30 protein-coding genes are annotated in these 22,522 nt (G+C 35.8%); all 30 read left to right on the top strand.

What is annotated here, in order from left to right:
- Positions 1-313: DUF3592 domain-containing protein (locus HMPREF9473_RS27515; protein WP_207636811.1), on the top strand; the 313-nt coding region annotated here is incomplete at its 5' end.
- Between the two features lie 181 nt (positions 314-494).
- Positions 495-722 carry a hypothetical protein gene (locus tag HMPREF9473_RS24160; protein WP_006782855.1) on the top strand — a complete coding sequence of 76 codons (228 nt, stop codon included), beginning with the start codon at positions 495-497 and terminating at the stop codon, positions 720-722.
- A gap of 99 nt (positions 723-821) precedes the next feature.
- Positions 822-1,238, top strand: a complete 417-nt coding sequence (locus HMPREF9473_RS27510) for a hypothetical protein (protein WP_138669725.1) — start codon at positions 822-824, stop codon at positions 1,236-1,238.
- Between the two features lie 202 nt (positions 1,239-1,440).
- Positions 1,441-3,102: a hypothetical protein gene (locus HMPREF9473_RS24155; protein ID WP_006782854.1), complete on the top strand. Its 1,662-nt coding sequence runs from the start codon at positions 1,441-1,443 to the stop codon at positions 3,100-3,102.
- Positions 3,103-3,276: 174 nt separating this feature from the next.
- Positions 3,277-3,900, top strand: coding sequence for a hypothetical protein (locus HMPREF9473_RS24150; RefSeq protein WP_006782853.1), 624 nt, complete (start codon positions 3,277-3,279; stop codon positions 3,898-3,900).
- Positions 3,897-5,198 carry a hypothetical protein gene (locus HMPREF9473_RS24145; RefSeq protein WP_006782852.1) on the top strand — a complete coding sequence of 434 codons (1,302 nt, stop codon included), beginning with the start codon at positions 3,897-3,899 and terminating at the stop codon, positions 5,196-5,198. Before HMPREF9473_RS24150 ends, HMPREF9473_RS24145 begins: the two co-directional genes overlap by 4 nt.
- Positions 5,195-5,887 carry a hypothetical protein gene (locus HMPREF9473_RS24140; RefSeq protein WP_006782851.1) on the top strand — a complete coding sequence of 231 codons (693 nt, stop codon included), beginning with the start codon at positions 5,195-5,197 and terminating at the stop codon, positions 5,885-5,887. Before HMPREF9473_RS24145 ends, HMPREF9473_RS24140 begins: the two co-directional genes overlap by 4 nt.
- A 269-nt stretch (positions 5,888-6,156) precedes the next feature.
- Positions 6,157-6,927 (top strand): hypothetical protein, encoded by a 771-nt coding sequence (locus HMPREF9473_RS24135; RefSeq protein WP_006782850.1) that lies wholly within the window; start codon positions 6,157-6,159, stop codon positions 6,925-6,927.
- A gap of 282 nt (positions 6,928-7,209) precedes the next feature.
- Positions 7,210-7,779 (top strand): DUF2628 domain-containing protein, encoded by a 570-nt coding sequence (locus HMPREF9473_RS24130; RefSeq protein ID WP_006782849.1) that lies wholly within the window; start codon positions 7,210-7,212, stop codon positions 7,777-7,779.
- Between the two features lie 65 nt (positions 7,780-7,844).
- The gene (locus HMPREF9473_RS24125) at positions 7,845-10,466 is read left to right on the top strand and encodes a hypothetical protein (RefSeq protein ID WP_006782848.1); all 2,622 of its coding nucleotides are present in this window, start codon (positions 7,845-7,847) and stop codon (positions 10,464-10,466) included.
- A gap of 18 nt (positions 10,467-10,484) precedes the next feature.
- Positions 10,485-11,258: a hypothetical protein gene (locus HMPREF9473_RS24120; RefSeq protein WP_006782847.1), complete on the top strand. Its 774-nt coding sequence runs from the start codon at positions 10,485-10,487 to the stop codon at positions 11,256-11,258.
- A 268-nt stretch (positions 11,259-11,526) separates the two neighbouring features.
- The gene (locus HMPREF9473_RS24115; RefSeq protein WP_006782846.1) at positions 11,527-12,258 is read left to right on the top strand and encodes a hypothetical protein; all 732 of its coding nucleotides are present in this window, start codon (positions 11,527-11,529) and stop codon (positions 12,256-12,258) included.
- Positions 12,259-12,331: 73 nt separating this feature from the next.
- Positions 12,332-13,051: a hypothetical protein gene (locus HMPREF9473_RS24110; protein WP_006782845.1), complete on the top strand. Its 720-nt coding sequence runs from the start codon at positions 12,332-12,334 to the stop codon at positions 13,049-13,051.
- A 408-nt stretch (positions 13,052-13,459) separates the two neighbouring features.
- On the top strand, positions 13,460-13,795 hold the full coding sequence (locus HMPREF9473_RS24105; RefSeq protein WP_034860114.1) for a hypothetical protein: 336 nt from the start codon (positions 13,460-13,462) through the stop codon (positions 13,793-13,795).
- A gap of 55 nt (positions 13,796-13,850) precedes the next feature.
- Complete coding sequence (locus HMPREF9473_RS24100; RefSeq protein ID WP_006782843.1) at positions 13,851-14,627, top strand: hypothetical protein; 777 nt, start codon at positions 13,851-13,853, stop codon at positions 14,625-14,627.
- Between the two features lie 13 nt (positions 14,628-14,640).
- A complete protein-coding gene (locus HMPREF9473_RS24095; protein WP_006782842.1) occupies positions 14,641-15,414 on the top strand; it encodes a hypothetical protein in 774 nt (257 codons plus the stop codon).
- 131 nt (positions 15,415-15,545) lie between these two features.
- Entirely contained in the window at positions 15,546-15,848 is a 303-nt protein-coding gene (locus tag HMPREF9473_RS27080) for a PAAR-like protein (protein ID WP_080568936.1), read from the top strand.
- Between the two features lie 356 nt (positions 15,849-16,204).
- Positions 16,205-16,630: a DUF3592 domain-containing protein gene (locus HMPREF9473_RS24090; protein WP_006782840.1), complete on the top strand. Its 426-nt coding sequence runs from the start codon at positions 16,205-16,207 to the stop codon at positions 16,628-16,630.
- 91 nt (positions 16,631-16,721) lie between these two features.
- Positions 16,722-17,126, top strand: a complete 405-nt coding sequence (locus tag HMPREF9473_RS24085; RefSeq protein WP_034860113.1) for a DUF3592 domain-containing protein — start codon at positions 16,722-16,724, stop codon at positions 17,124-17,126.
- Positions 17,127-17,341: 215 nt separating this feature from the next.
- The gene (locus tag HMPREF9473_RS24080) at positions 17,342-17,575 is read left to right on the top strand and encodes a hypothetical protein (RefSeq protein ID WP_138669723.1); all 234 of its coding nucleotides are present in this window, start codon (positions 17,342-17,344) and stop codon (positions 17,573-17,575) included.
- An 82-nt stretch (positions 17,576-17,657) separates the two neighbouring features.
- Positions 17,658-17,957 carry a hypothetical protein gene (locus HMPREF9473_RS24075; protein ID WP_138669721.1) on the top strand — a complete coding sequence of 100 codons (300 nt, stop codon included), beginning with the start codon at positions 17,658-17,660 and terminating at the stop codon, positions 17,955-17,957.
- A gap of 106 nt (positions 17,958-18,063) precedes the next feature.
- The gene (locus HMPREF9473_RS24070) at positions 18,064-18,639 is read left to right on the top strand and encodes a hypothetical protein (RefSeq protein WP_006782838.1); all 576 of its coding nucleotides are present in this window, start codon (positions 18,064-18,066) and stop codon (positions 18,637-18,639) included.
- Positions 18,640-18,676: 37 nt separating this feature from the next.
- Entirely contained in the window at positions 18,677-19,081 is a 405-nt protein-coding gene (locus HMPREF9473_RS24065; RefSeq protein WP_006782837.1) for a hypothetical protein, read from the top strand.
- A 118-nt stretch (positions 19,082-19,199) separates the two neighbouring features.
- Positions 19,200-19,598: a hypothetical protein gene (locus HMPREF9473_RS24060; RefSeq protein ID WP_006782836.1), complete on the top strand. Its 399-nt coding sequence runs from the start codon at positions 19,200-19,202 to the stop codon at positions 19,596-19,598.
- Between the two features lie 120 nt (positions 19,599-19,718).
- A complete protein-coding gene (locus HMPREF9473_RS27075) occupies positions 19,719-20,129 on the top strand; it encodes a DUF3592 domain-containing protein (protein WP_006782835.1) in 411 nt (136 codons plus the stop codon).
- A gap of 82 nt (positions 20,130-20,211) precedes the next feature.
- Complete coding sequence (locus HMPREF9473_RS27070; RefSeq protein ID WP_006782834.1) at positions 20,212-20,613, top strand: DUF3592 domain-containing protein; 402 nt, start codon at positions 20,212-20,214, stop codon at positions 20,611-20,613.
- Positions 20,614-20,709: 96 nt separating this feature from the next.
- Positions 20,710-21,078, top strand: coding sequence for a hypothetical protein (locus HMPREF9473_RS24050; RefSeq protein WP_138669719.1), 369 nt, complete (start codon positions 20,710-20,712; stop codon positions 21,076-21,078).
- 218 nt (positions 21,079-21,296) lie between these two features.
- Positions 21,297-21,635 (top strand): DUF3592 domain-containing protein, encoded by a 339-nt coding sequence (locus HMPREF9473_RS24045; RefSeq protein ID WP_242830894.1) that lies wholly within the window; start codon positions 21,297-21,299, stop codon positions 21,633-21,635.
- A gap of 112 nt (positions 21,636-21,747) precedes the next feature.
- Complete coding sequence (locus HMPREF9473_RS24040) at positions 21,748-22,125, top strand: hypothetical protein (protein ID WP_138669717.1); 378 nt, start codon at positions 21,748-21,750, stop codon at positions 22,123-22,125.
- Positions 22,126-22,223: 98 nt separating this feature from the next.
- Positions 22,224-22,522: DUF3592 domain-containing protein (locus HMPREF9473_RS24035; protein WP_006782831.1), on the top strand; the 299-nt coding region annotated here is incomplete at its 3' end.

Genomic DNA, 22,522 nt, shown 5'->3' with positions numbered 1-22,522 from the left:
GAAAATAGTAATTTGGAGTACTTGGATTCTATGCATATGTTGCTTAGGTGTGCTAATATTTTTGATTTACCATAAATATAAAATAAAGAAATGTGATAATCAAACTACGGCAACAATTATAAAACTGGAAAAAGAAAGCTATAATGCTGGGAATCGCACAAAGTTTTTCTACAAACTTATTTATCGATACACGGTATCAGGTATTGTTTATGAAGAGAGAGATGTTTGCGATTCTACTGAGCCTCAAAAATATGAAAAAGGTCAAGTAGTGTTGATTTCATATGAAACAAAAACCCAAAAAATTTTATTGTAAGCTCAGAGATAAAGTCCATTAATATAGATATTATCAGAACTTTTTTCATGCTAGTTGCATGTATCGGTGTCGCACTTGCGGCCACGTATTATTTAAGTTAGATTTCAAAGTGTGAAGTAGAATGGGGAACATGTTGCCAGAAAAGGCATGAGATGAAGAAGTATAGAGAGAGGCATTTCGAATGGAAGATAAAATAAGACTGGATTTTCTATCGCGGATAAATCAAGTGGCGGAGGAGATGGTGCAGGAAAGATTTAATTTGATGGAGACTGAGTTCGAAGAGTCACTACCTGCTATCATGAAAGACTTTTCATCTCAAATGGGTTCCGTTATGGAGCAGTATCAAAGGCAGCAGGAGGAAATTCATCATCAACTGCAGATAGAATTCAGAAGTCAGACAAGAGTGTGAGTTGGATGCGGTGATTTACAAATTATATGTTGAGGGAGAGAATCAATCTGGAGAAAGCTACGTTCCTTGAGATGTCGAGATAGAGAAGAGGTTTACATAATGCTTAATTTTATTTGGTGTCTGGCTATTGTACATAGTATTTTATGTTTTTTAGCATTGTTAGAGTCGTTATATCATTATTTAAAAGCACAAAAATGTACAAAAAATATACTAGGCATTATTATCGATATAGAGGCTAGTGAATGGTATGGAAGAAATTCAAAGGGAATATCATATCTGCCAATTTACCGATATGAAATATGTGGAAAAACATATGAGAAGGCCTTTTGCTATTCAACGTGTGATCCTCAAAAATATAAAATAGGACAAGAAATTTTATTAGAATATGAGGAAAAAAGACCATTCAATTTTGTACCTAGTCAAGATAGAAAAGTTATTAAAAAAAATGTTATACGTTATTCAATTTTATTGTTGGTTTCTTTAATTGTATTATTATTTTGCAATTTTGCGCGATAGGGAAACAGATTTCAAATTCAGGTTAATGGGGAATGCGTATTAATAGATTTGAAGAGATGTATAGTAGGTTTGGTGGCGGAAGAATCTGTAATAGCTAGCAAAGAAGGGGTATTAATCCGATTAGATGTGGCAGAAAGCCTGTTACGAAGAGGAATCTGGCAGTTTCAGCTGGAGCGGGTTCAAGTGGAGAGGGGAAGAGACGATGAGTGATAGGATTGGTGAGGGAAAAACGGGAATTGGGAATATCCTGCTTGAGTTATTTATTTGTCTGTTCTTTATCATCATGTGCACGGGATGTAATGCTGGTGAAAAGGAAGAATTAATTATATTGGATATGACTACTCCAGAAAAAACCATAGAACTATGTTTAGAGGGGTTAAAATCATCGGATAGAAACGTATTAGATAAAATTAGTTTGGTAAATTATGTGGATAAGTTGGAGGATATAAATGAAGAGTCAAAAGAGGTTCAAAAATCTTATTATACGGACTGTATTGCTAAAGAATGGAATTATAAAAATGAAAAAGCAAGTTATGAAACAACAATAAAGAATTTTTTATCGATATACTCCAATGCTGATTTTTCGAAGCCACAGCGAATCATTGGAGAAAGTGAAACAATCATATGTTACAAAGTAGATGCCAAAGGGCAGGATAACCATAAGATCAGTGAGGAACATCTGGATATTTGGTTTACAATGCTTCTAGCTAAGGATGGTAACTGGTATATTGGAAGAATAACAAATAAAGCCGAGAGTGATTGGTTTGGAAATGAGAAAATCACAGAAGAATCAAGGGAATGGGCCATACGTTTTTTGGAGAAGGCGGAAGATGAGGAGCTATTACAGCTTTTTGAAAATATTTCTGCAGCTCAATTGAACGGTAGTGGAAATTGGAAAAGGGGATTTGAAAATACAGTACAGCTTTCATACAGGGATTTAGTTGCGTTTTATATTAAATTACAGTCAAAGGAAAAGAAAAAACAGTTATATGATGCGGAACGTGATATGTATCGGATTCCAATTCTAGGAGTGGATGATGTGGCATGTCGTTATCTGGTTCCTGATAGTAGATCAGTAGAGGAAGCTAAAAGAACATACAATATTCTCTTACAAGGACATAAATCGTGGGGGAAAAAAGAAGTATATGACGAGGAATTAGGAGAGCATGTATATTTGGTAGAAAAGCCGTTGGTTCAAACTATACAATCTTATTCGTCTAAAAATATGGAGTTAATTAAAAAAGAGGTTCTTTCTGATGGCACGATTAGCTTGGAGGCAGCTTATTATGAAGATGAAGAAAAGAAGTCATTTTTGAATCATCAGCAGCTAATCCTTTGGATACCAGAGAAAGAGGGTGAAATACGTTATCGTTCATACCATGTGATACCGGAAGGATGGGAGGAAGAAGGGAATCGTGTTATAGGTCAGTTTGCTCTTATGAAATTGTATAGTGTTCAAGTAACAAAACGATATTTAGAAGAAAATGATTGGGGAATTTATTATGAAGAGAACGGGCGAATATTCCGTGAGATGTTTCAAGAAATTCATATAACAGGAGAATACAATGAAGGTGAGATTTCGGAAGACAGCGTGTGGACAGAACAGTTTAGTTTTGAGTTTGATGTCCCAGAATCAGTTTTGATGAAGCTGTATATTGGAAAAGATGGCGACAAAGAGTTTTTAGCAGTTGCTATGGCACGTAAAGAAATTTCACCAGCAGTAAATGGAGAGGAAGTTTTTTCTTACACAGGAAATGATATTCCTTTGTTGGAGACAACTGACTATGAGATGCATTATTATCAAAGTGATAATCTTGAAGTAGTAAGGGAAACTGTTTTGAAAGCGTTAGAGATCAAGCATTAAGGAGAGCTATGAAAAAGGTCAGGAAGTGTTGATTTCATATGAAACGATTGTATGTATCGGTGTCGCACTTGTGGCCACGTATTATTTAAGTTAGATTTCAAAGTGTGAAGTAGAATGGGGAACATGTTGCCAGAAAAGGCATGAGATGAAGAAGTATAGAGAGAGGCATTTCGAATGGAAGATAAAATAAGACTGGATTTTTTATCGCGGATAAATCAAATGGCGGAGGAGATGGTGCAGGAAAGATTTCGTTTGGTGGAAACGGACTTTGAAGAGTCACTTCCTGCTATCATGAAAGACTTATCAACCCGGATGGGTTCCGTTATGGAGCAGTATCAAAGGCAGCAGGAGGCAGGAGAAAATGGGCCTTTGAGATGGGTTTACCTGTCTTTTTTGAGAAGCAGTGTTCTGGATGGGGCTCCATGCTACCGGCTTGATTTCTATGATGAAAGAAATCAGATATCGGAGCAGGAATGTGCAGGGGCATGGGAGTTTGAGTATGTATTCCGTCATATGAAGGAAATTCATCATCAACTGCAGATAGAATTCAGAAGTCAAACAAGAGTGAAAGAGTGTGAGCTGGATGCGGTGATTTATTATCTGGCGGAACGGTTTAAAAAAGAGGCGGAGAAATTGATTCCGGAGCTGTTGAGCAAATTCCTGGGAGAATATGGAGCAGATATGTTTGGGGATGAGACTGTGGATTTTATGCTTGGAGAACTGTTTGACAAATCGGAGCTTGCAGCTCAATGGAAGCCGCAGAAAGAAAAATCGGATGAAGGGGAAACGGACGGGTGAGGGAACATTTATCGGGAATCTATGAATATGACTTTGATTTCCACAGTTACATAGAAAAACAGCTTCGCATGATTGATGATTTGGACGAGCGGAAGTACGCCAAACGATTGCTGCTGGAAGGCATGGAGAAGATGATTCGATGCATGGATGAGCGGTATGAGCAGCTGGAACAACGAATCTATCATGAAATCGAGATTTCCGACAATCATTATGAAGTTGCCATGACCGTGATAAAGAGGCAGGATTATGATCCCACGAATCCAACACTATTTCCTGTTGTAGAGGAAGATATAGACGGAAGTGTTCCGGAAATGCTGGAGCAGGACACGAAAAAAAGTTATGTGGGAACGGTCTATTTAGAGCAGTCTGAGAAGGAATGCCGGCGTTTTGAAGGACAGCGGTTTTATCATGGGTTTGCAATTGTGAATGGGAAAGAATGCATTGCCCGCTTTCGTGTTGCAAGAGCCAACCGATATCGGGAGAAGATGGAGCAATTGTATCAATTATTTCAGGACAATGAGGTGCCGTGGAAAACCGTGAATACGGGCCATTTGGACAAGTTTTATGATATCTTTATGGAAGTTGAGAGTCTTACGGAAGGAAATAATGATGGAACGCCGGAACGGACAGAGGTTCATTTTGGGGAATTTGAGCCGTGTGTGAGAAGAGAGGTTGTTCCTGTCTGGAATATTGAAACTATAAAATTTAACTGTACTCAGTTTATGGTTCCCTGTGTCGATGATGTCTATTTTGAGCATGAATTTATGCTGAGCGGTGGTGATGAGAGAGATGGGTATCTGATTCATTTCAATGAAGACATTTTGGAAATCAGACACGAAATGGAGAAAATCATTATCAAAGCAAAGGTAGAGACCTATGAGAACTGGAGTGCATTCCGGATAGCGCAGGCGGAACCGGTGATGTCGCTGGGATATGATTTCCCGATTCTGAGCAATCACAGGCGGGATACATTTTTGCGGAGATACGCAGAGCGAACGGGAGTCTCCCTTATGACAAAGACGGATTTATTTCGACGGATTATGGAACTGGATATTCAGGATTATATAGAAATTAGTGACTATGAGATTCGGGATACTATAGAGGAAGAAAGTTTTGGAGAAGGGATGAACTGGTTTGTGCAGGATGAACTTTTTCCTATGGAGAGCAGACGGATATTGCTACTCAAATTCAGGGCAGTTTCTTTCGGGAATTATTTAAATGACGCTATGATTCGATTTGTAGTGTCGCAGATGCAGATGGAAATCAACGAATACCGCTGTGTGGGAGTGATGGAATGAATTATGTGTGGGAAGCGGCTTTAGCAGCCGATAAAAGCGGAATTCCAAGAGAAGCGCTCCGTTTCCGTCCAGTCAGAAATGGGAGTCCGTATGCGGAGGTGGTTTTCGAAAATCTAAATACGGGAGAATTGCAGGAAACCTGGGTGGAGGTCAATCCGCTGTATCGATTTGCAAAAGAGTTTTCTGCGCTCTTTGATATTAATCTGCAGGATTATGAGCAGACGAGACTCCTGTATTTTGATGTTGTCATGCACGCGCTAATCCAGATGGATTTGCGCCAGGGATTGAGTAAGCAGGAGTATCGGCTGCGTTTCCTGCTTCGGGACCTGATGGAAGGAGTATGCGGCAGCCAGGCGGCCAGAGTATTGGAGCGATTCGAGAAGACGCAGCTTCGCAGACTGCTTCGGTTGGTTTTAAAGCTGTATGAATGTGGCAGCTCCATTTACCTGTTTAAGGAAGTCATGCGCTGTCTATACCCGGATTCCCTGGTATATGCCAGCAATGAGGCAGTCAGACAGGTCCTCATCTATGTGGGAGTAAAGGAGACAAAGGAAGAGCGGGAGAAATTGGAATTTTTACAGGACATGTTTCTTCCCATAAACTATCAGGTGTTTTTGTTTTGGGAGCATCATTTTGGAATTATTGATGTGGAGGAAACATTGAAGTTGGATGATATGGTGTTGTTTTAAATTGTGGAAGTGAGGCAATGAAAAGAGAGATAGGGGCTGATGTTTTTGCCTAGGCAAATGATATTTCAATAGTGATAAATACTTTCGCCTAAAATGGATTACATTTGCCTATTAATGAATAGGTTGAGGAATATGGAGATTCGAAAGGCGTATATTTGCTGACACAGTATGCTGTGAATAGTTGGTCTGATTCACCTTCAAATATGTAGGTAGGGCGCCTAAGGGATGGGATATAATTGATAATGATTATAATAGGGAGAAAACATATAATGAAGCAATTGAGAACTTTCAGTAAATGGATAGTTTGTATTACCCTTATGTTTTTACTCATATCCTGCAGTTCCAATACTTCAAATGATCAGGAGATAAATGATATAAATTATTCTATTTCTTTTAAAAATACTTCCGAATTGTATGGTTTACCTTGGAATGCTGATGATTTTGCATTTAATATCATTCGTGTGAAGGATATGATTAATTTGGATTTTCAGAATATGGTCAATGATAATATAGAAATGGCAATGACTTCATGGGTAGGAGGCAGAGTCGAGCATGCTGATCGTGTTAATTTATCAATCACTTGTCATTCAAGTAGATATCTGTCTTTTATCAATTCTTATATATATGAGAGCCAAAGAGTGGATGTTATTAATGATTTTATAACAATGGATATGCAAACCGGTCAGCGTGTATTCTTAAATGATTTAATTGAAATTAATGAAGAATTTGCTAGATACCTTCAAGTTAATCAATACAAGATAAAAGAACCTCCTGAACCAATGTGGCAAACTCCCCCCGATTTATTTCTATTTTCAACCTCCGAATTGTTGGAAGAATTATATAAGTGTTCTTACACAGAAGAGCAATGGATTGAGGATGGATATTGTTCACTAGATGATTCAATTGGTTCATTAATTTTTAAAAATTCATTTTTTGTACGGGAAGGGCAACTGGTCATTACCATAGAGAAAGGTGGAGAAAAATATATAACGTTAGATATAGCAGATATCGACCGCTTTTTGAAGGTTGAACCATGGTAGATGCTCTATCGATTTGCAAAAGAGTTTTCTGCGCTCTTTGATATTAATCTGCAGGATTATGAGCAGACGAGACTCCTGTATTTTGATGTTGTCATACATGCGCTAATCCAGATGGATTTGCGCCAGGGATTGAGTAAGCAGGAGTAAACTATCAGGTGTTTTTGTTTTGGGAGCATCATTTTGGAATTATTGATGTGGAGGAAACATTGAAGTTGGATGATATGGTGTTGTTTTGAATTGTGAAAGCGAGGCAATGAAAAGAAAGATAGGGGCTGCTAGAGTATGATAAATCAAAATGAAGATAAGGCAATGCAGGGATACTCCGTGCGTTATATTCGCACATGCATAGAAAAAAATATAGATACTTACATAATGCGTTTCAATAATTTGCCTGAGCATCAATTTAACTGGTGTGCGGCATTTTTTGGAACTACCTGGGGGGGTTATCGTTTGATGTATAAGTACAGTTTTATTTACTGGGCAGTGGAATGGCTGATATCTACGATGATGTATGCGATAGTTGGGGGCATTGGAAGCAAGCTGTTCGATGTTGATACTTTGTATCAATTGTTGATGGTAACCGCAATTGTGTTGCAGATTATATTTTTTGTGATAAGGGGAGTCTATGCGGATGAACTGTACTGGAAGTTCCTGAGGGAAAAAATAGATTATGTAAAGAGTCATAACAGTTCCCAGGAACCATATGATATTGAGGCGGATTTGATGAGATATACGGGCACCTCTTTGGGCGGAGTATTTTTAATGTATTTTGGAATGGACATTGCAAATGCGTTATATGTCAGCTTTGTTATGGTACCATTTCTGGCGTTTGTCCTACTGTTATTATCTTAGATTCTGTTAGATATGGCAGAGGGAATAATATCAATGAAGAATAATCATAAAAAGGCAGAAAATATATGAACAGATACGGGTACACCTTGAAAAAGAATATAACGGAAGAAATCGTGGAACGCCGTTATCACGAGACGGACCTCCGGTTAATGACCGTATTTCAGCTGCGGGAAATCTGCAGGGAGGAGAAAATCATCCCTGGGATAGTGAGAACGATGGAGAAGGAGGAGTTAATCCGGGTTATCATGAGATACCGGGGGGCGGACGAGTATTTTCTGATTCGGAAACCTGATGAACTGGGAGAGAGTGCGCTGGCACAGGTGATTCAAAGGACCAGACTTTGTGAAAAGCATGATTTGGAACTAACCTGCGTATCGAAAATCATTGCTTATGAAGGACTGGCCATCGGCTTTTACGATAGGATTAAGATTCCTTATCATCCATCTATTGTAGGTACCAATGCTCTGGTAGTCAGCGGGGATAAACGTATCTGCGCGATTCTGAACGTGGAGCAGCTTGGTGAGGACAGGAGTTGTCTTTACCTGACGAAAGCAGCAGGGACGCCGTGCCAGGAATCGGATGTCAAGCATTACAATCTCTACTGCATGAACCGGATAAATTCTGAAATTCTGTATCGTATTTATGCCGGAAATTATACATATATGCCGGAATATTTGGAAGTCTACCGAATTCCACTGATGGACTTTGAGGTGCGAAGACCGATTCCACTCTCCATGCCGCTTTCTGTGGATTTTGGTTCCAGCAATACGGTGGCAGGCGCTTATCTGGATTCCCTTTATTTTGAGCAGTCACATCTGCATGACGGAGAACTTGGGTTGAGGAAGGATGAGGTCAACTATACCCTGTTTTATGACACGTCGTCTGGCTGCCGGGAAAGCATCCTGTTTCCAAGCGTTGTCGGTGTTTTGGCAGTGGAGGAGGAAACGCCGCAGTTTGTATTTGGCTATGATGCAATGAAAATGGCCAATTCCAGTTATATTGACGAGGGATTCTGCATTTTTTATGATATCAAACGCTGGATAAGAGATTATGAAAAGCAGGAAGAGATGACTGACCGGCAGGGCCATCGGCGATATGTGAAGAGGAAAGATATTTTAAAAGCATACTTTGAATATGTGATTGCACAGGCGGAAAACCGGTTAAAGTGCAAGGTTGGTTCGATCCATATCTCCTGTCCCGCAAAGCACAAAAGTCAATTTCAGCGCCTATTCCAGGAGATTTTACCACAATATATATTAGAGGAACAGGATATGATTGACGAGGGTGTGTCAGTACTCTACCATGTGATATCCGGGATGATAGAGCGTGGGACGGCCGAGGAAGGGAAGGAATACCGGGCGTTGATTGTGGACTGCGGTGGGGGAACTTCCGATTTATATTCCTGCGGATTTCGAATAACAGATAAGCGGGTGGCTTACAAAATAGAGATAGAAAATGCCTGCGAAAACACAGATGCCGATTTTGGTGGAAATAATCTGACATATCGGATTATGCAGCTGCTGAAAATAGCTGTTGTGAACCAGTTATATGAAGGCTGTATACGGTCAAAACAGGAACTGTTAGGCAGTCTTAACCTGGATGTCTATCGCTATGTAGACCAATATGGCACAAAAGGTTTATATGAGGAACTGGAGGCCGTGTATGAGGAAGCGGAACATTACCTGCCGACAAAATTCGGCCAATATGAAAATCAGAGCCGGGCGGAGTATTATCAGGTAAAAAATAATTTTTATGTTCTGTTTCGCCGGGCGGAAGCTGTGAAGAGAGAATTTTACAATCATATTGATACGCTTCACGTGGTACTGTCTTCTGAACCGGTGGAAGAAGGGGAAGCCATATGGATTCGTGCGGATAAGTGGAAGCTCTCCCTAAGAAATGGAGGGTGTCTGGAGACGGTTAAGGAAATGCCATCGGTGTATTTCAGCATTTATGAGATAGAACTTTTATTAAAAGGGGATATTTATGGCCTTATGTCCCGTTTTATGGAGAAGATTTATGAAAATCAGGAAGTGGAGGATTACTCCATCATTAAATTGACGGGGCAGTCCTGTAAAGTGGAACTATTTCGGGATGCATTAAAAGAATTTGTCGCCGGAAAAATGATTCAGTTTAAAAGAAAAGCTGGAGACATTTCCGGTGATTATGAATTAAAAATGGATTGCGTCGATGGAGCGCTCCGCTATTTGAAGGATAAAAAATACGGGTTTGCCGATATCACGATTCACACGGCAGAGCCGGCGCTGCCTTACAGTATCAGTGCATTTACGCATACCGGCAAAGAAATCATCCTAATCCACCCGCTGGCCCGCAAAGAAAAAAGCGGAACTATATCCAGGAATATGGAAGAATTGACTTTAAACCTGTTTTTGAAAGACATGGCGGGAAATGTGCGTTGCCAGTATACCTGTTACAGTTCGTTTTCTGATTTTGAGGAAAAGCGGTATGAAGAGATTGAAGTATTGTATGGCAGTCATATTCCACAGGGAGATACGGACAGTATTGTTGACGGGGAAGTAAAGTTTTTTGTATGGGCCGATTCAGGGAACGGGGTATTTTTCGCCGTGCCGGTATATCGGAAGGCAGGGCAGTTATATCTGGGGAAAAAGGAAGAGTTTTCATTTGAAAATGACGGCTGGGTGCAGAATTTTTTTGACGGGATGAAATAGTCGGGAGGCAGGGGAGAGATGCAGAATTTATATCCGCTTTTTGAGCGAAACCGTATCTTAAAGAAGGAAATGCTGTGGTCCATGAGAGATTACAGCTTTGGATATCTTCCATTGGAATATCAGGAATACACAGACGGTATCCTGAGAGGATGCGCGTTGATGGTGAGGGACAAGACACTGGTAATAGGGCCGGGAATGGTGAAATACCATGGTTTTGTATCCCTGGTACTGGAAGAAATGACGGTACCGTATGAGCCGTCAGGGCAGATGAGCGTGTTAAAACTGAGGATGAGTGAGAGCGAGTCCCCCGATGCTGTCGCCCATCAACTGGATTTGGTGCTGGACCCAGATATTAGTTGCAAAGAAAATGAATTTGAAGTCTGCCGATTCTGTCTCCGGGAGGGAGCTTCTCTTCGGACTGATTATACAGATTTTGATGATATGCGGACAAGGTATGACACGGTGAATCTGATAGATGCTGGATGGGCGGGGATTGGGAATGCAACTCTATCCCCTGTGATAACCCGGTATTATGCAAAAATGATTATGCAGGAAGATAGCAGTGAACTTCCGGATGTTACATTTGCGTGGTTATGTTTAAATTCTCACATAACGGTATCCAGATATGTGGTGGAAGATTATTTGGGGAGAGTGTGTCCTCAATTGAAGTTACATGGCGGTGAGAATTCAGAACTTTATAACGCCCTGGTATTAAGACTGGAAGAAATCCGCAGGGGAGAGAAGAAAATAGGGAAAAGGGACGACAGAAAGAGAAGGATTGTGTTAGAATAGTGATATGGGACTCTATATTACTGAAGTTTTAAATAACTAGATATCGTATGATTTCGTTTTATAAGAATATTTAGAAGAACATATGTCCGGGACTTTTGGCGGAGACATTGAAGTACCCGGAATATTATCAGGTGCTTTTTATTCTAGGAGCATCATTTTGGAATTATTGATGTGAGTGAGATGGAGTTGGATGAGATGGTGTTGTTTTAAAGAAATATATATGGGATTGGAGTACATATGGGTGGAAAATCATATGGGTAAGTAATAAATGAAAAAGGTGAAAATAATTGAAAAAAAATTAAAAGAATATAAATTAATAATTATTGTAATCACAATAGCGATGGCAGTATTTTCCTGGATATACTTTTCACCATCAGAATTTTTTGTTTCAGAGATACATGCAGAGTGGAAAGAACACAATTATAGAATAGATGGCATAGGAAAACACTGGGAGTTAGGTAAGTTGATTGCCAAAGACCCTTCAGGACGCTGTTTGTATGCGATTAAGGGAGACGAATTCAAGGAATATCTTGTGGTTGCAGTAGAGGCTCAAGATTTATTTATAGAATATGGTTATGATATACCAGAAGAAGGAGAGCTGACAGGAATTATTGCCGAATATAGAACAGACCCAGACAATTGGATTAGCTATCCTAGTGATAATAGATTCTTTAAGAAAAGTGCTTTGGAAGAAATTGTGGACCAATCTTTATCTGCATCTCAATTTGATAAATTTGAGAGTGACAAATACATTGGCGATGATGAATTTTACAGAATATACCTGTGCTATAATGGTTGCCCGGTATCAAACAAATGTATCGGGTATGTGGGAGAATTAGAAGAGCAAATTTACTTTTTACGTGGAGGGGATGCAATTGTGGGACCTTCAGGAACCGAAGATTATAAGGCATATATTAAAAATGACACAGAGTATTTTATTCTGGACTCGAAAAAAGCGAAAAAAGAATTAAAAAAGATAAAAACTTCATTTCGGCATTAATTTAGAAAAAATATTAGAAGTGAAAACAAAAAGGGAACTCTCTCATTTGAACTGAAATGAAAGAAGGTTTAACTTGAAAAATATTAGATTTTTAAAAGAACATAAATTAATAATTATTGTAATCATAATAGCGATGGCGGCATTTTCCTGGGTTTACTCTTTATTACCAAATTTTTACATTACAGGGTCACGAGTGGAATGGAAAGGACGCACTTATAAAGAATGTAGAGCGGAAAGCCGTTGGGTATTAGGCAAGTGTATTGCAAAAGACGTTTCAGGACAACGTTTGTATGCTCTAAAGGGAGACAAATATAAGAAATATCATATGATTGTATTAGATAATCGACTGTTATTTATAGAGTATGATTATGGAATTCCTGAAGAAGGAGACCTGACAGGAATTATTGTTGAATATACAGTAGACCCAGATAATTGGATGAATCATACTCGTCATAATAGGTATTTTGAAAAGAATGCATTGGAGGAAATTGTAGATCAGTCCTTATCTGCCACCCAATTCGAAAAATTTGAGAGTGACACATATATTGAGGTTAATAAGTTTTACAAAATGCACCTTTGCTATAATGACTACCCGGTATCAGATAAATGTATCGGGTATGTAGGAGAATTAGAAGGACAGATTTATTTTTTGCGTGGAGAGGATGCAATTGTGGGACCTGCTGGAACCGAAGATTACAAAGTGTATATTAAACGTGACACAGAATATTTTATTCTGAACTCCCAAGAAACAGAAAAAGAATTAAAAAAGATAAAAAAATCATTTCATCATTGAATTCAGGAAACGTGAATTTTCAGTTAAAAGAGATATGCCATGAGGAAAAAATAGTATGAGGAACTTGCGATTAGTTTTTATGATGGGCTAAAGGAATATTTTGAGCATGTGAATGAAGCAGTCCGTGATAGATTCAAATGCAGGATAAAAAGTGTTCATATATTCTGTCCTGTAAAGCAGAAAGCTAAGTTTTAGAGACTATTTGCAGAAATATTACCAGAGTATATAGTAGAAAAAAGGCATATGATTCACAAAATAGCGTTTATAAAACAAGTAATAATAAGTATATTGTGGTAGACAGAATCCATTTTGAAATTTATTCACCAGAACCTATGTCTGACTTGGCTTATATGGGAGAAGCAGATTAAAAAATAAGTTTTACTATATCGAGTGGGGGCGCCTAGTATTATGAAAATGACTATATTACATAAATTATTTTACTGTTTTATAGTATTGATTTTGTTAAATATAGCTGGTTGTGGAAAACAAGAATTGCAGGAGATGGATGATTCCAGATATATTGTAGATTTGCAGGCTATATTGATTCTGTGTGAGAATTCGGAGGGTGAGGCAGAATATACGGACGCTTTACATGGTTTAAAAGGCAATGGAGATGAGATTCTTGCATCAATTACACAGTTAGAGGGCTTAAAACAAACAGTGGCTGTAAAAAATGCTATTGGAGTCGGGAAAAACCTGTTAAGGAAAGCGGATGAAGGGAAAAAATTTGACGCTCAAGGGTAATAAGCATATATGGTTGTGAAAGTTAAGAATAGTAAAGATTGTGGGGGACAGTGTTTTGTTAAAGACAGTTGATTTATTATTAATACTAGCAGTTGTATTAATCATTTGTAATATGCCTATTTATGAGGTGTTTGCGGCATCAACTGATAAAGAAGTGGCAATTGAGGATGAGTATGCAATTAGATTTATGGAAGCCATTAAAGACCGAGATACTGATTCCTTGCTTGAACTTTGGGTAGGAGAAGACAGTGAGCAATTACAAGAATCCTTTTATGAACTTTATGATTACTGGGATGGAAAAGAAATAACATCTTATAAAAAAATAGGGGAAGAGTATCGGCCGGGGAATGAGAAAAAAAAGAGACCATCTGGGATGGAATATGAATATGAAATAATCAGTGGCAGCGAGATTGTCCGGTTGAAATTTTCAATTACTGACGAGTATAACGGTGGAAGATATATAGATTCTTATCAGTTTTCAAATAAAGTCCAATCGTCGGAGATTATAGAAACAACTAAAAAATTAAAACCAGAAAAAGTGATAATGATGATATTAATGGTAATAGAAGTAATATTTTCGCTTGCAATGTTTATCTTATGTGTAAAAGAGAAACCTAAATTTTGGATATTGTGGGGAATAGCTATTTTGCTAATTTATGGCGGTATAGCGATAGAATTGAAACAAAAAATTACGGTGGGCATTTTTTGCTATTTATTATACTTCCCTAAAATATTTTTTACTTCAAATGGATTTATACTTCGTTTATCATTTCCTCTAGGGGCATTTGCTTATTTCTTTGTAAGAAAAAATGTATTAAAATTTAGGGTTTAAATGAGGAGATTTTATGAAAAAAATTATTTCTGTATTATTTCTTTATATAGTTTTTGCCAATAGTGTTCCAGGTGTAAGTGCTTTGGCCAGCCAAAGAAATGACAGTACTGAAGAAGATATTATTATGAGTGAATATCTTCTTCCGCTGTTAAAAGCATTTAAGAATGAAGACATGGAGATGATGTATGAATTGTGGGTTGAACAACCTGTAACAGATGAAAATGACGAATTCTTTGAGCAGTTTTTTGGGCAGTGGAATGGAAGAGCATGGACATCTATCGAAAAACAGGGTGAGAAAAAAAGGCCAGCAAAAGCTCCAGCACCAAGTGCCGTAGAATATTATTATTTAGTCATGTGCGGCAACGAGGAGGTGGATATGGCATTTTCGATATCGGATACTAGTAAGAAGATAGACTCGATAAAATTTGAATGCGATACACAGCAAATTACTGGTACGCTTGACACCTGGAGACAATTTAATTTAGCGCAATGGTTGTTTACTGGTTTGGCAGTTGTTGAATTTGTAATAACGTTGTATGTGGCAGCTCTTTGTATAAAAAGAAGGAATCGGTTATGGGGGCTTTGGCTGCTTTTCATTTTCTTTTTTTATGCAGGAATAGCTCTATTTATACAAGATGATTTGATAGTTTCGTTTTATATTCGTACGCTGATGCTTCCGAAATTATTGATGATTCAGGATGGGGGAATGAAAGCATATTTTTCGGTTCCGATAGGAGCTATTGTGTATTATAACGTATATATTAGAAAGAAGCATGCCCAGGAATAGAAAATCAAAAAAATAGCGAATAACACTAATCTTTTATGATGGGAACAATAACTGTTGACATGGGAGATTAAGGAGGAAATAGTATATGGAAAATAATTTACAAAAAATGTTTGCTTATCAAGAAATTATGAATAAGACAGGAAAGTATCTGTCATTCCGCTGTTTTGAAATGCGAATTTGGTTCTGAAAAGTATGTATTAAATTTACAAAAAAGTCATGGAAAATATGTTGGTAGTCATGCGCAGATTGATATAAAAGATGGAAAAGAAGCATACTTCGGGTATTGTAGCAAACTGGAGGGACCTTGCCAGGCAGTATTGTCAGATTGGTATAACGGAAATAGAAGTGATTTAATGTTTGACGAGAGTACATTAACAATGGAACCATCTGTTCAAAAGGATATTGGATTTATGATTTGTACAGCGGTAAAATGAAAAGAATTTTAATGGTTTTTATCAATATAGAAGATAGATATTTAATGTGTGACAAAGAAGTGGATATCTGGTCGTATAGAGATGCATAGGGGCGTGTTCGGATACGTGGGGGAGCACGCCCTTTTTCCAATCAAAGTAATATAGCATGCATGTAGGCGATGAGGAATTTATATGATATACTGACAGTAGTCAGGAAGGCTGGTGGAGTGTGTAATGGATTCATGAAATTACGAAACTGTCTTATAGAAAATTTAGAGTCGGGTGAGGGAAGAACAATTTAATGAAAATGCCAGGGTGAACGCTAGAAACCACAAAATTTATATAAATTAGATTTTACCGGAATAGGGGGAATTTAATTGATTGGTAAAGTAGAAGGGGAATCATTGCTATTTTTGATAACATTCTTTACGCTTACAGCTATGTTAATTAGTTGTATTATAGCATATTTTAAAATGAAAAAATGTAACTGTTTAACGTTAGGAACTATAATTGAAATAAGAGTAACAAAAGATAGGTATAAAAATGTGACTGAAATCAATTATCAACCAATTTACCAGTATACAGTATCAGGTGTCGATTATGTAAATGAAGGTTCCATGGTGTCATCCAATCCAAAAGAATATAAACTTAATGATGAAGTGCCGTTGTATTATGAAGAAAATAATCCCAATAATTTTATATTTGGTGGTGATATTAAAGATTTAAAAAGAAACATAATTATATTGGCTTTTATATTTACAATTCTTTTAGCTTTTTTCTTAGCTGGTTTGAATACTGATTAGTAAATAGGATACGTAATGATTATAAGACTGATTAGTAATTTAATATATATTAGGTGGATTGTGAAGCATTTATATTATAGAGGGTAGAATATTGAATATAAAATTTGTTTTTTCGATTATATTATGTGTTTTAGTTGGATTTGTCCTAATGCATTATATGCCATATTTTTATAAAACCAGGAAATGCATTAATGAAACAAAAGGAATAGTTATAAGCATTAGAAAGAGAGAGTCTTACTGGTGGAAAAGAAAACGTACAAGTTTTATTCCCATTTACAGATATGTTGTTAATACATATGTTTATGAAGAAAGTCCACTAATTTTAGCTAGTGGATTTTGCGAGTACAAAGAAGGACAAGAGATTTTATTATGTTATGAAGAAGATAATCCTCACAATTTTATTCCAAGTGAAGAAAGAAAATTTATGATTAAAGATGTCGTTATAGCTATTGGCATGTTTGCATGTTGCTTGGGCATTATAATTTGGATATTATAAATATACGATTTCTAAAAAATATATTGGTCAGGTTGATGTAGTATAAATAGACCATGATGGGAAATGCACTCATAGCAGAAAACTAACTATTGGGTTGCATCGTTCGATGTGCCGAGGATATACGCTATGAAAAAATGGCCTTTATTAATCGTAAGTCAAGAAACTATCAAATTTGTACGAATTAGACTTGGAGGACGATAATGGGGGGACTTAGAATGAAAAAAGTATTAGTGTTGTTAAGTCTTTGTTGTATATTAACGGCATGCGGAGGAATTTTGCAATCTGATGAAACAATAATTAAAGAATATTTAAGTCAGGCTGAGGATTATGAGAAACAGGAAAAAAATGAATTGGCAAAGATGAGTTATGCAGAAGCGATAGAATTATCAAAAAAGTATATGGAACAGAGAGTAAAGAAGTGGCCGATATTTATCTTGAGCTTGCTTTAAATTATAGAAATTTTTATATGGAAGCGTTGGGGAATGCTGGTAAAGCAGAAAAATATTTCAAAAAACAAATGATAATGCTGGATTGGCAAAAACTTTTCTGCTATATGGACGTATTTATGCAGAAAATTCAGAGTTTGAATCAGCAAAAAAATCTTATGAGGAGGCGCTAAGTTATTGTGATATGAGTGCAAGTGACCAAAGTGAATTGAAGCTTGAGATATATATAAATCTTTCGGGCACGGAAACTAATTTCGAAGAATTAATGTATTATTTTCAAGAGGCAGAAAAGTTGATGGATAATAGGACTGACCCTAATCGGATACGATTCTATTATGCTAAAGGAAATACCTATTATAGTGTTGGATGGGCTGAAGAAGAATAAAACAGGTAAGGGGAGATATGTTAAATGAAAATAGTAATTTGGATTACTTGAATTGTATGGGGGATCGGGGAATTTAACCAAATATAATGATGTTAAGGGAGGGAGTATGGTATATTCAAACTCAAATAATGAATCAGAAATTCAAGGATACTTGGTATCTGACATTTGTGTTTGTGTGGAACAAAATAAAAATACTTACATAAAACGTTTTAGAAATTTACCCAAACATAAATTTAATTGGTGTGCGGCGATTTTTGGAGCTGCTTGGTGTGGTTATCGTTTAATGTTTAAGTATGGATTAGTTGCTTGGTTGCTGAAAACACTGATTTTTACGTTAATATTTTCGAATGTGGCTTTTTGGGGAACCTGGTGTATGGGATATGTAGAGGCAAGCCATTGGCTTTTTGCAATATCAGTGGTATTTGATATTGCCTTTTTCGTTATAATGGGAGTCTATGCAGATGCTTTGTATTGGAAATTTATAAAGGAAAATATAGATTGCATAAAAAAACAAGATGGCTTACAAATAGAAAACGGTATTGGAACGGATATGAAAAAGCGTGTTGGTGTACATTGGGGAGGGGCAATTGTAATGTTTATTGGAATTAGAATAGCAGGAAAGTTATATTCAAATTTTCTCTTGACACCATTGATAATTTTTGTAGTAGAGTTAGTTTCTTAGTTAAAAAAGGAAGGGTAACGATATAAGGGGGTGAAAAATGATACTATGGTATGTCGCTTGTTTGGGGTTTACAATAGCGTTAATTGATAGCATTAGATTATATTACAGATCTAAAAAATGTAATTGTTCAACAGTAGGGAATATTATTAAGATTAAAGAAACATTAAGTTTTGCAAAAAGTGGGCCTTATTTAGATTATCAACCGGTTTATCGATACATGGTATTAGGAAAGGAATATATAAATAAGGTTCCTATGAGGTCAGCAAATCGTCAAAGATATAAACTTAATAGTGAAGTGGTATTATTTTATGAAAAAGGTAATCCGAGAAACTTTATTCCGCATGATGAAATCCAATATATAAGAAGAAGTATTATTATTAACTTTTTTTTATTAATATTATTACTTGCGCCAGCAGTGCTAGAGATTTTTAAACTTTATTAAAGTTAATTTTTAAACTCATTGGGAGACAAAATATGTTACTTGCGAGAGTAACTTAAACAAGTTTTTAAAATTAGGCATTTGTGCTATATAAAATAAACTATAAAGGAGTTCTGATATTTTGACTAAATCAATTATTGTTTATTTTATTATATTAATAATAATGCTATTAGCATTGCTAAAAGAAATTAAAGTCTTGAGATATAAAGGAAGAACAAAAGGAGTAATTATAGAATTAAGCAAACAGGTACATTGGGCTGAGTTTAATTATTATTATGTAATTATAGCAACTTACCAATACATAGTTGAAGACCAGTCATATAAAAAGAAATTTCGTTGTACATCAAAAAAAGTAGACGAATATCAACTTAACCAGGAAGATGTCATAAGATATAATATTAAAAGTCCTGGTCATTTTATACCGGAGACTTTTGCAAAACATAGTTTTGGAACTATATATTCGTTTGTTGTTATGATAATTGTATTATTAATATTAATAGTGCTTTCCTGGCTTCATTGAGTACTAATTGAAGTAAAATGATTCAATATAGGATCTAATTTCTGATATTTATGCAGATTATTAAAATATTAGGTCCCTCATATTCTTTGGGCAAGAATTAAACTCGTTGGGAGAAGAAAAATGATAATATGTTATCTGGCCTGCTTTGGTTTTGGAATCGCATTACTAGAGAGTATTAGATTATATTGCGGTATGAAAAGGTGTAATTGTTCAACATGGGGGACTATAATTAATGTTAAAAAATCATTGGGTTTCTCAAAAAACGAAACTTATTTGAGCTATCAGCCAGTTTATCAATATACTATTTCAGGAAAGACATATATTGGTAAGGTAAATATGATGTCAGCTGACCCAGAAAGATATAAGCTTGAGAGTGAAGTGCTGCTGTATTATGAGGAGAGTAATCCAAGAAATTTTATGCCTAATGATGAGATTAAATATGTAAAAAAAAGTCTTATTGAGAATGCGCTTTTATTTGTAATTTTTTTAACCATAGTAGTGCTGGGAGTGTTGGAAAAGGCTAAAAAATAAAAGGAACAAATATTGGAGAAAATGTTTGATGAAATTTACTATTATATATCTAATTAGTGCTAATAATGGGCGGTGAATGATTATGATTTGCTATCTGGCATGCTTTGGTTTTGCAATTGCATTATTGGATTGTATTAGATTATATTGCAATATTAGAAAGTGTAATTGTTCGGCTTTAGGAGCTATTATCGAGGTTGAAGAGACATTAAGTCATTCGAAAAATCGAATTTATTTAAATTATCAACCGATTTATCAATACACGGTTTTAGGGAAAACTTTTACTAATAAGATTAATATGATATCATCGGATCCAGAAAGCTATAAGCTTAATAGTAAAGTATTGCTTTATTATGAAGAAAGTAATCCACAAAATTTTATTCCTAGTGATGAAATCAAATATATTAAAAAGAGTGTGATTGTTAGCGCATTATTGTTTTTGATTTCTCTGGCTATATTAGTATGGATAAACGTAGGGCAAAAATAAAAAAAGTTTAATAGTTACGTTATCATCCTAAATCCAAGGTTAAAAAGGTGAAAATAATGGGAGATAAAATAAGACTTAGGGAGTTTAATTGTGCTTGTGAATTTAGTAATACTTCTTTTCTTGGTTGGAATTACAATAGACTTATCAGCGCTTATAAAAGAAATTAAAGGTTTAAGATATAAGGGAAGGACAACTGGAGTAATTATAGAAATAGAAGAAGTAAAATGCTGGATTGAATATAGCTTTTCTTATTCAATGACAGCAATCTATCAATACACTGTTGATGGTCAAGTCTATAAAGAAAAGTTTCATTGTACAGAGAAAAAAACTGGCGAATATCAACTTCACCAAGAAGATATTATTAGATATGATATAAAAAATCCAGCCAATTTTATACCTAATACCTGCACAAAGTATAGTTTTGGTTATATTTATTCACTTGTTGTTATGTTAATATATTTTTAATAGTGATAGTAGTTTATTGGAATACTGCATTTAAACGTTGAGTGAAGGAAAGGAGTTTGATGCATTGCTTAAATTATAGATACGATGTGGCTTCCACAGCGCATGTAAGATATACTTAAAAAATTAAATCCTTTAGGCGGTGAATGATGATGTTCTGCTATATAGCCTGTTTCCTTTTTGCAATTGCATTTCTGGATAGTTTTAGACTATATTACAACATGAAGAAGTGTAATTGTTCAACGACTGGAACTATCATTGAAGTTCTAGAGACTTTAGGTCATTCAAAAAACGGGACTTATTTAATTTATGAGCCAGTTTATAAATATACGATTTTAGGAGAAAAATACATTGGCCAGGCAGATATAATATCAACAGACCCTGATAGATATAAGGTTAATAGTGAAGTACTCTTGTATTATGAGGAAAGCAATCCGCAAAATTTTATACCTATTGACGAAGTTAAAAATGTTAAAACGAACATTATTAAATGTGGATTATTCTTTGTATTTTTTTTAACCATTGTAGTATTGGGAGTGTTGGAAGAGTCTAAAAAATAAAAAGTGTGAATATTAGAAAAAAGTTAGAGGGTTAGTAAAGATTATTATATCAAGTTAATGCTAACAAGGGGAATAACTAATGTAGAGGTGAGTAATGGTATTCTGTTGGATTATGTCTGTTGGATTTGCTTTTATTTTAATTGTGTATATTATAGATTTTTTCAAGGCAAAAAAATGTGATTGTACAACGTTAGGAACTATTATAGAAATAAAGCAAGCATCGCGTTTAACCAGATATAAAACCTATATTTGTTATCGACCAATTTATAAATATAAAGTATTTGATACTGAGTATGTAAATGAATTTTTTATGGAATCTGATGATACCGAAAGATATAAACTTAATGATGAGGTGCTATTACATTATGAAAAAAATAATCCAATGAATTTTATTCCTGATGGAGAAATGTACTATCTTAAGAAGAATATTATAATATTTGCAATATTATTTTTATGTTTTTTAATGCCGTCAGTATCAGAAATGCCATAATTCAAAAGAGGCAAGTTAAGTATGAATTGAAGAATTTAAAGAAGTTAAATGATTTGAGGAGCGAATAATTTGTAAAACAAGCAAAGAAGAGGTGTTGAATGAAAATAGTAATTTGGAGTACTTGGATTCTATGCATATGTTGCTTAGGTGTGCTAATATTTTTGATTTACCATAAATATAAAATAGAGAAATGTGATAATCAAACTACGGCAACAATTATAAAACTGGAAAAAGAAAGCTATAATGCTGGGAATCGCACAAAGTTTTTCTACGAACTTATTTATCGATACACGGTATCAGGTATTGTTTATGAAGAGAGAGATGTTTGCGATTCTACTGAGCCTCAAAAATATGAAAAAGGTCAAGTAGTGTTGATTTCATATGAAACAAAAAACCC

This window comes from Hungatella hathewayi WAL-18680 (assembly GCF_000235505.1).
Lineage (GTDB): Bacteria > Bacillota > Clostridia > Lachnospirales > Lachnospiraceae > Hungatella_A > Hungatella_A hathewayi_A.
This window is presented reverse-complemented; position numbering and strand designations above follow the sequence as displayed.

Bases quoted from the DNA above. Each gene is read 5' to 3' on its own strand.
- HMPREF9473_RS24130 (WP_006782849.1), top strand. From the start codon at position 7,210: ATGATAAATCAAAATGAAGATAAGGCAATGCAGGGATACTCCGTGCGT.
- HMPREF9473_RS24065 (WP_006782837.1), top strand. From the start codon at position 18,677: ATGATACTATGGTATGTCGCTTGTTTGGGGTTTACAATAGCGTTAATT.
- HMPREF9473_RS24045 (WP_242830894.1), top strand. From the start codon at position 21,297: ATGAAGAAGTGTAATTGTTCAACGACTGGAACTATCATTGAAGTTCTA.
- HMPREF9473_RS24120 (WP_006782847.1), top strand. From the start codon at position 10,485: ATGCAGAATTTATATCCGCTTTTTGAGCGAAACCGTATCTTAAAGAAG.
- HMPREF9473_RS24095 (WP_006782842.1), top strand. From the start codon at position 14,641: ATGAAAAAAATTATTTCTGTATTATTTCTTTATATAGTTTTTGCCAAT.
- HMPREF9473_RS24140 (WP_006782851.1), top strand. From the start codon at position 5,195: ATGAATTATGTGTGGGAAGCGGCTTTAGCAGCCGATAAAAGCGGAATT.
- HMPREF9473_RS24070 (WP_006782838.1), top strand. From the start codon at position 18,064: ATGGTATATTCAAACTCAAATAATGAATCAGAAATTCAAGGATACTTG.
- HMPREF9473_RS27075 (WP_006782835.1), top strand. From the start codon at position 19,719: ATGATAATATGTTATCTGGCCTGCTTTGGTTTTGGAATCGCATTACTA.
- HMPREF9473_RS24105 (WP_034860114.1), top strand. From the start codon at position 13,460: ATGAAAATGACTATATTACATAAATTATTTTACTGTTTTATAGTATTG.
- HMPREF9473_RS24040 (WP_138669717.1), top strand. From the start codon at position 21,748: ATGTCTGTTGGATTTGCTTTTATTTTAATTGTGTATATTATAGATTTT.
- HMPREF9473_RS27510 (WP_138669725.1), top strand. From the start codon at position 822: ATGCTTAATTTTATTTGGTGTCTGGCTATTGTACATAGTATTTTATGT.
- HMPREF9473_RS24135 (WP_006782850.1), top strand. From the start codon at position 6,157: ATGAAGCAATTGAGAACTTTCAGTAAATGGATAGTTTGTATTACCCTT.
- HMPREF9473_RS24115 (WP_006782846.1), top strand. From the start codon at position 11,527: ATGAAAAAGGTGAAAATAATTGAAAAAAAATTAAAAGAATATAAATTA.
- HMPREF9473_RS24160 (WP_006782855.1), top strand. From the start codon at position 495: ATGGAAGATAAAATAAGACTGGATTTTCTATCGCGGATAAATCAAGTG.
- HMPREF9473_RS27070 (WP_006782834.1), top strand. From the start codon at position 20,212: ATGATTTGCTATCTGGCATGCTTTGGTTTTGCAATTGCATTATTGGAT.
- HMPREF9473_RS24125 (WP_006782848.1), top strand. From the start codon at position 7,845: ATGAACAGATACGGGTACACCTTGAAAAAGAATATAACGGAAGAAATC.
- HMPREF9473_RS24155 (WP_006782854.1), top strand. From the start codon at position 1,441: ATGAGTGATAGGATTGGTGAGGGAAAAACGGGAATTGGGAATATCCTG.
- HMPREF9473_RS24080 (WP_138669723.1), top strand. From the start codon at position 17,342: ATGAAAAAAGTATTAGTGTTGTTAAGTCTTTGTTGTATATTAACGGCA.
- HMPREF9473_RS24150 (WP_006782853.1), top strand. From the start codon at position 3,277: ATGGAAGATAAAATAAGACTGGATTTTTTATCGCGGATAAATCAAATG.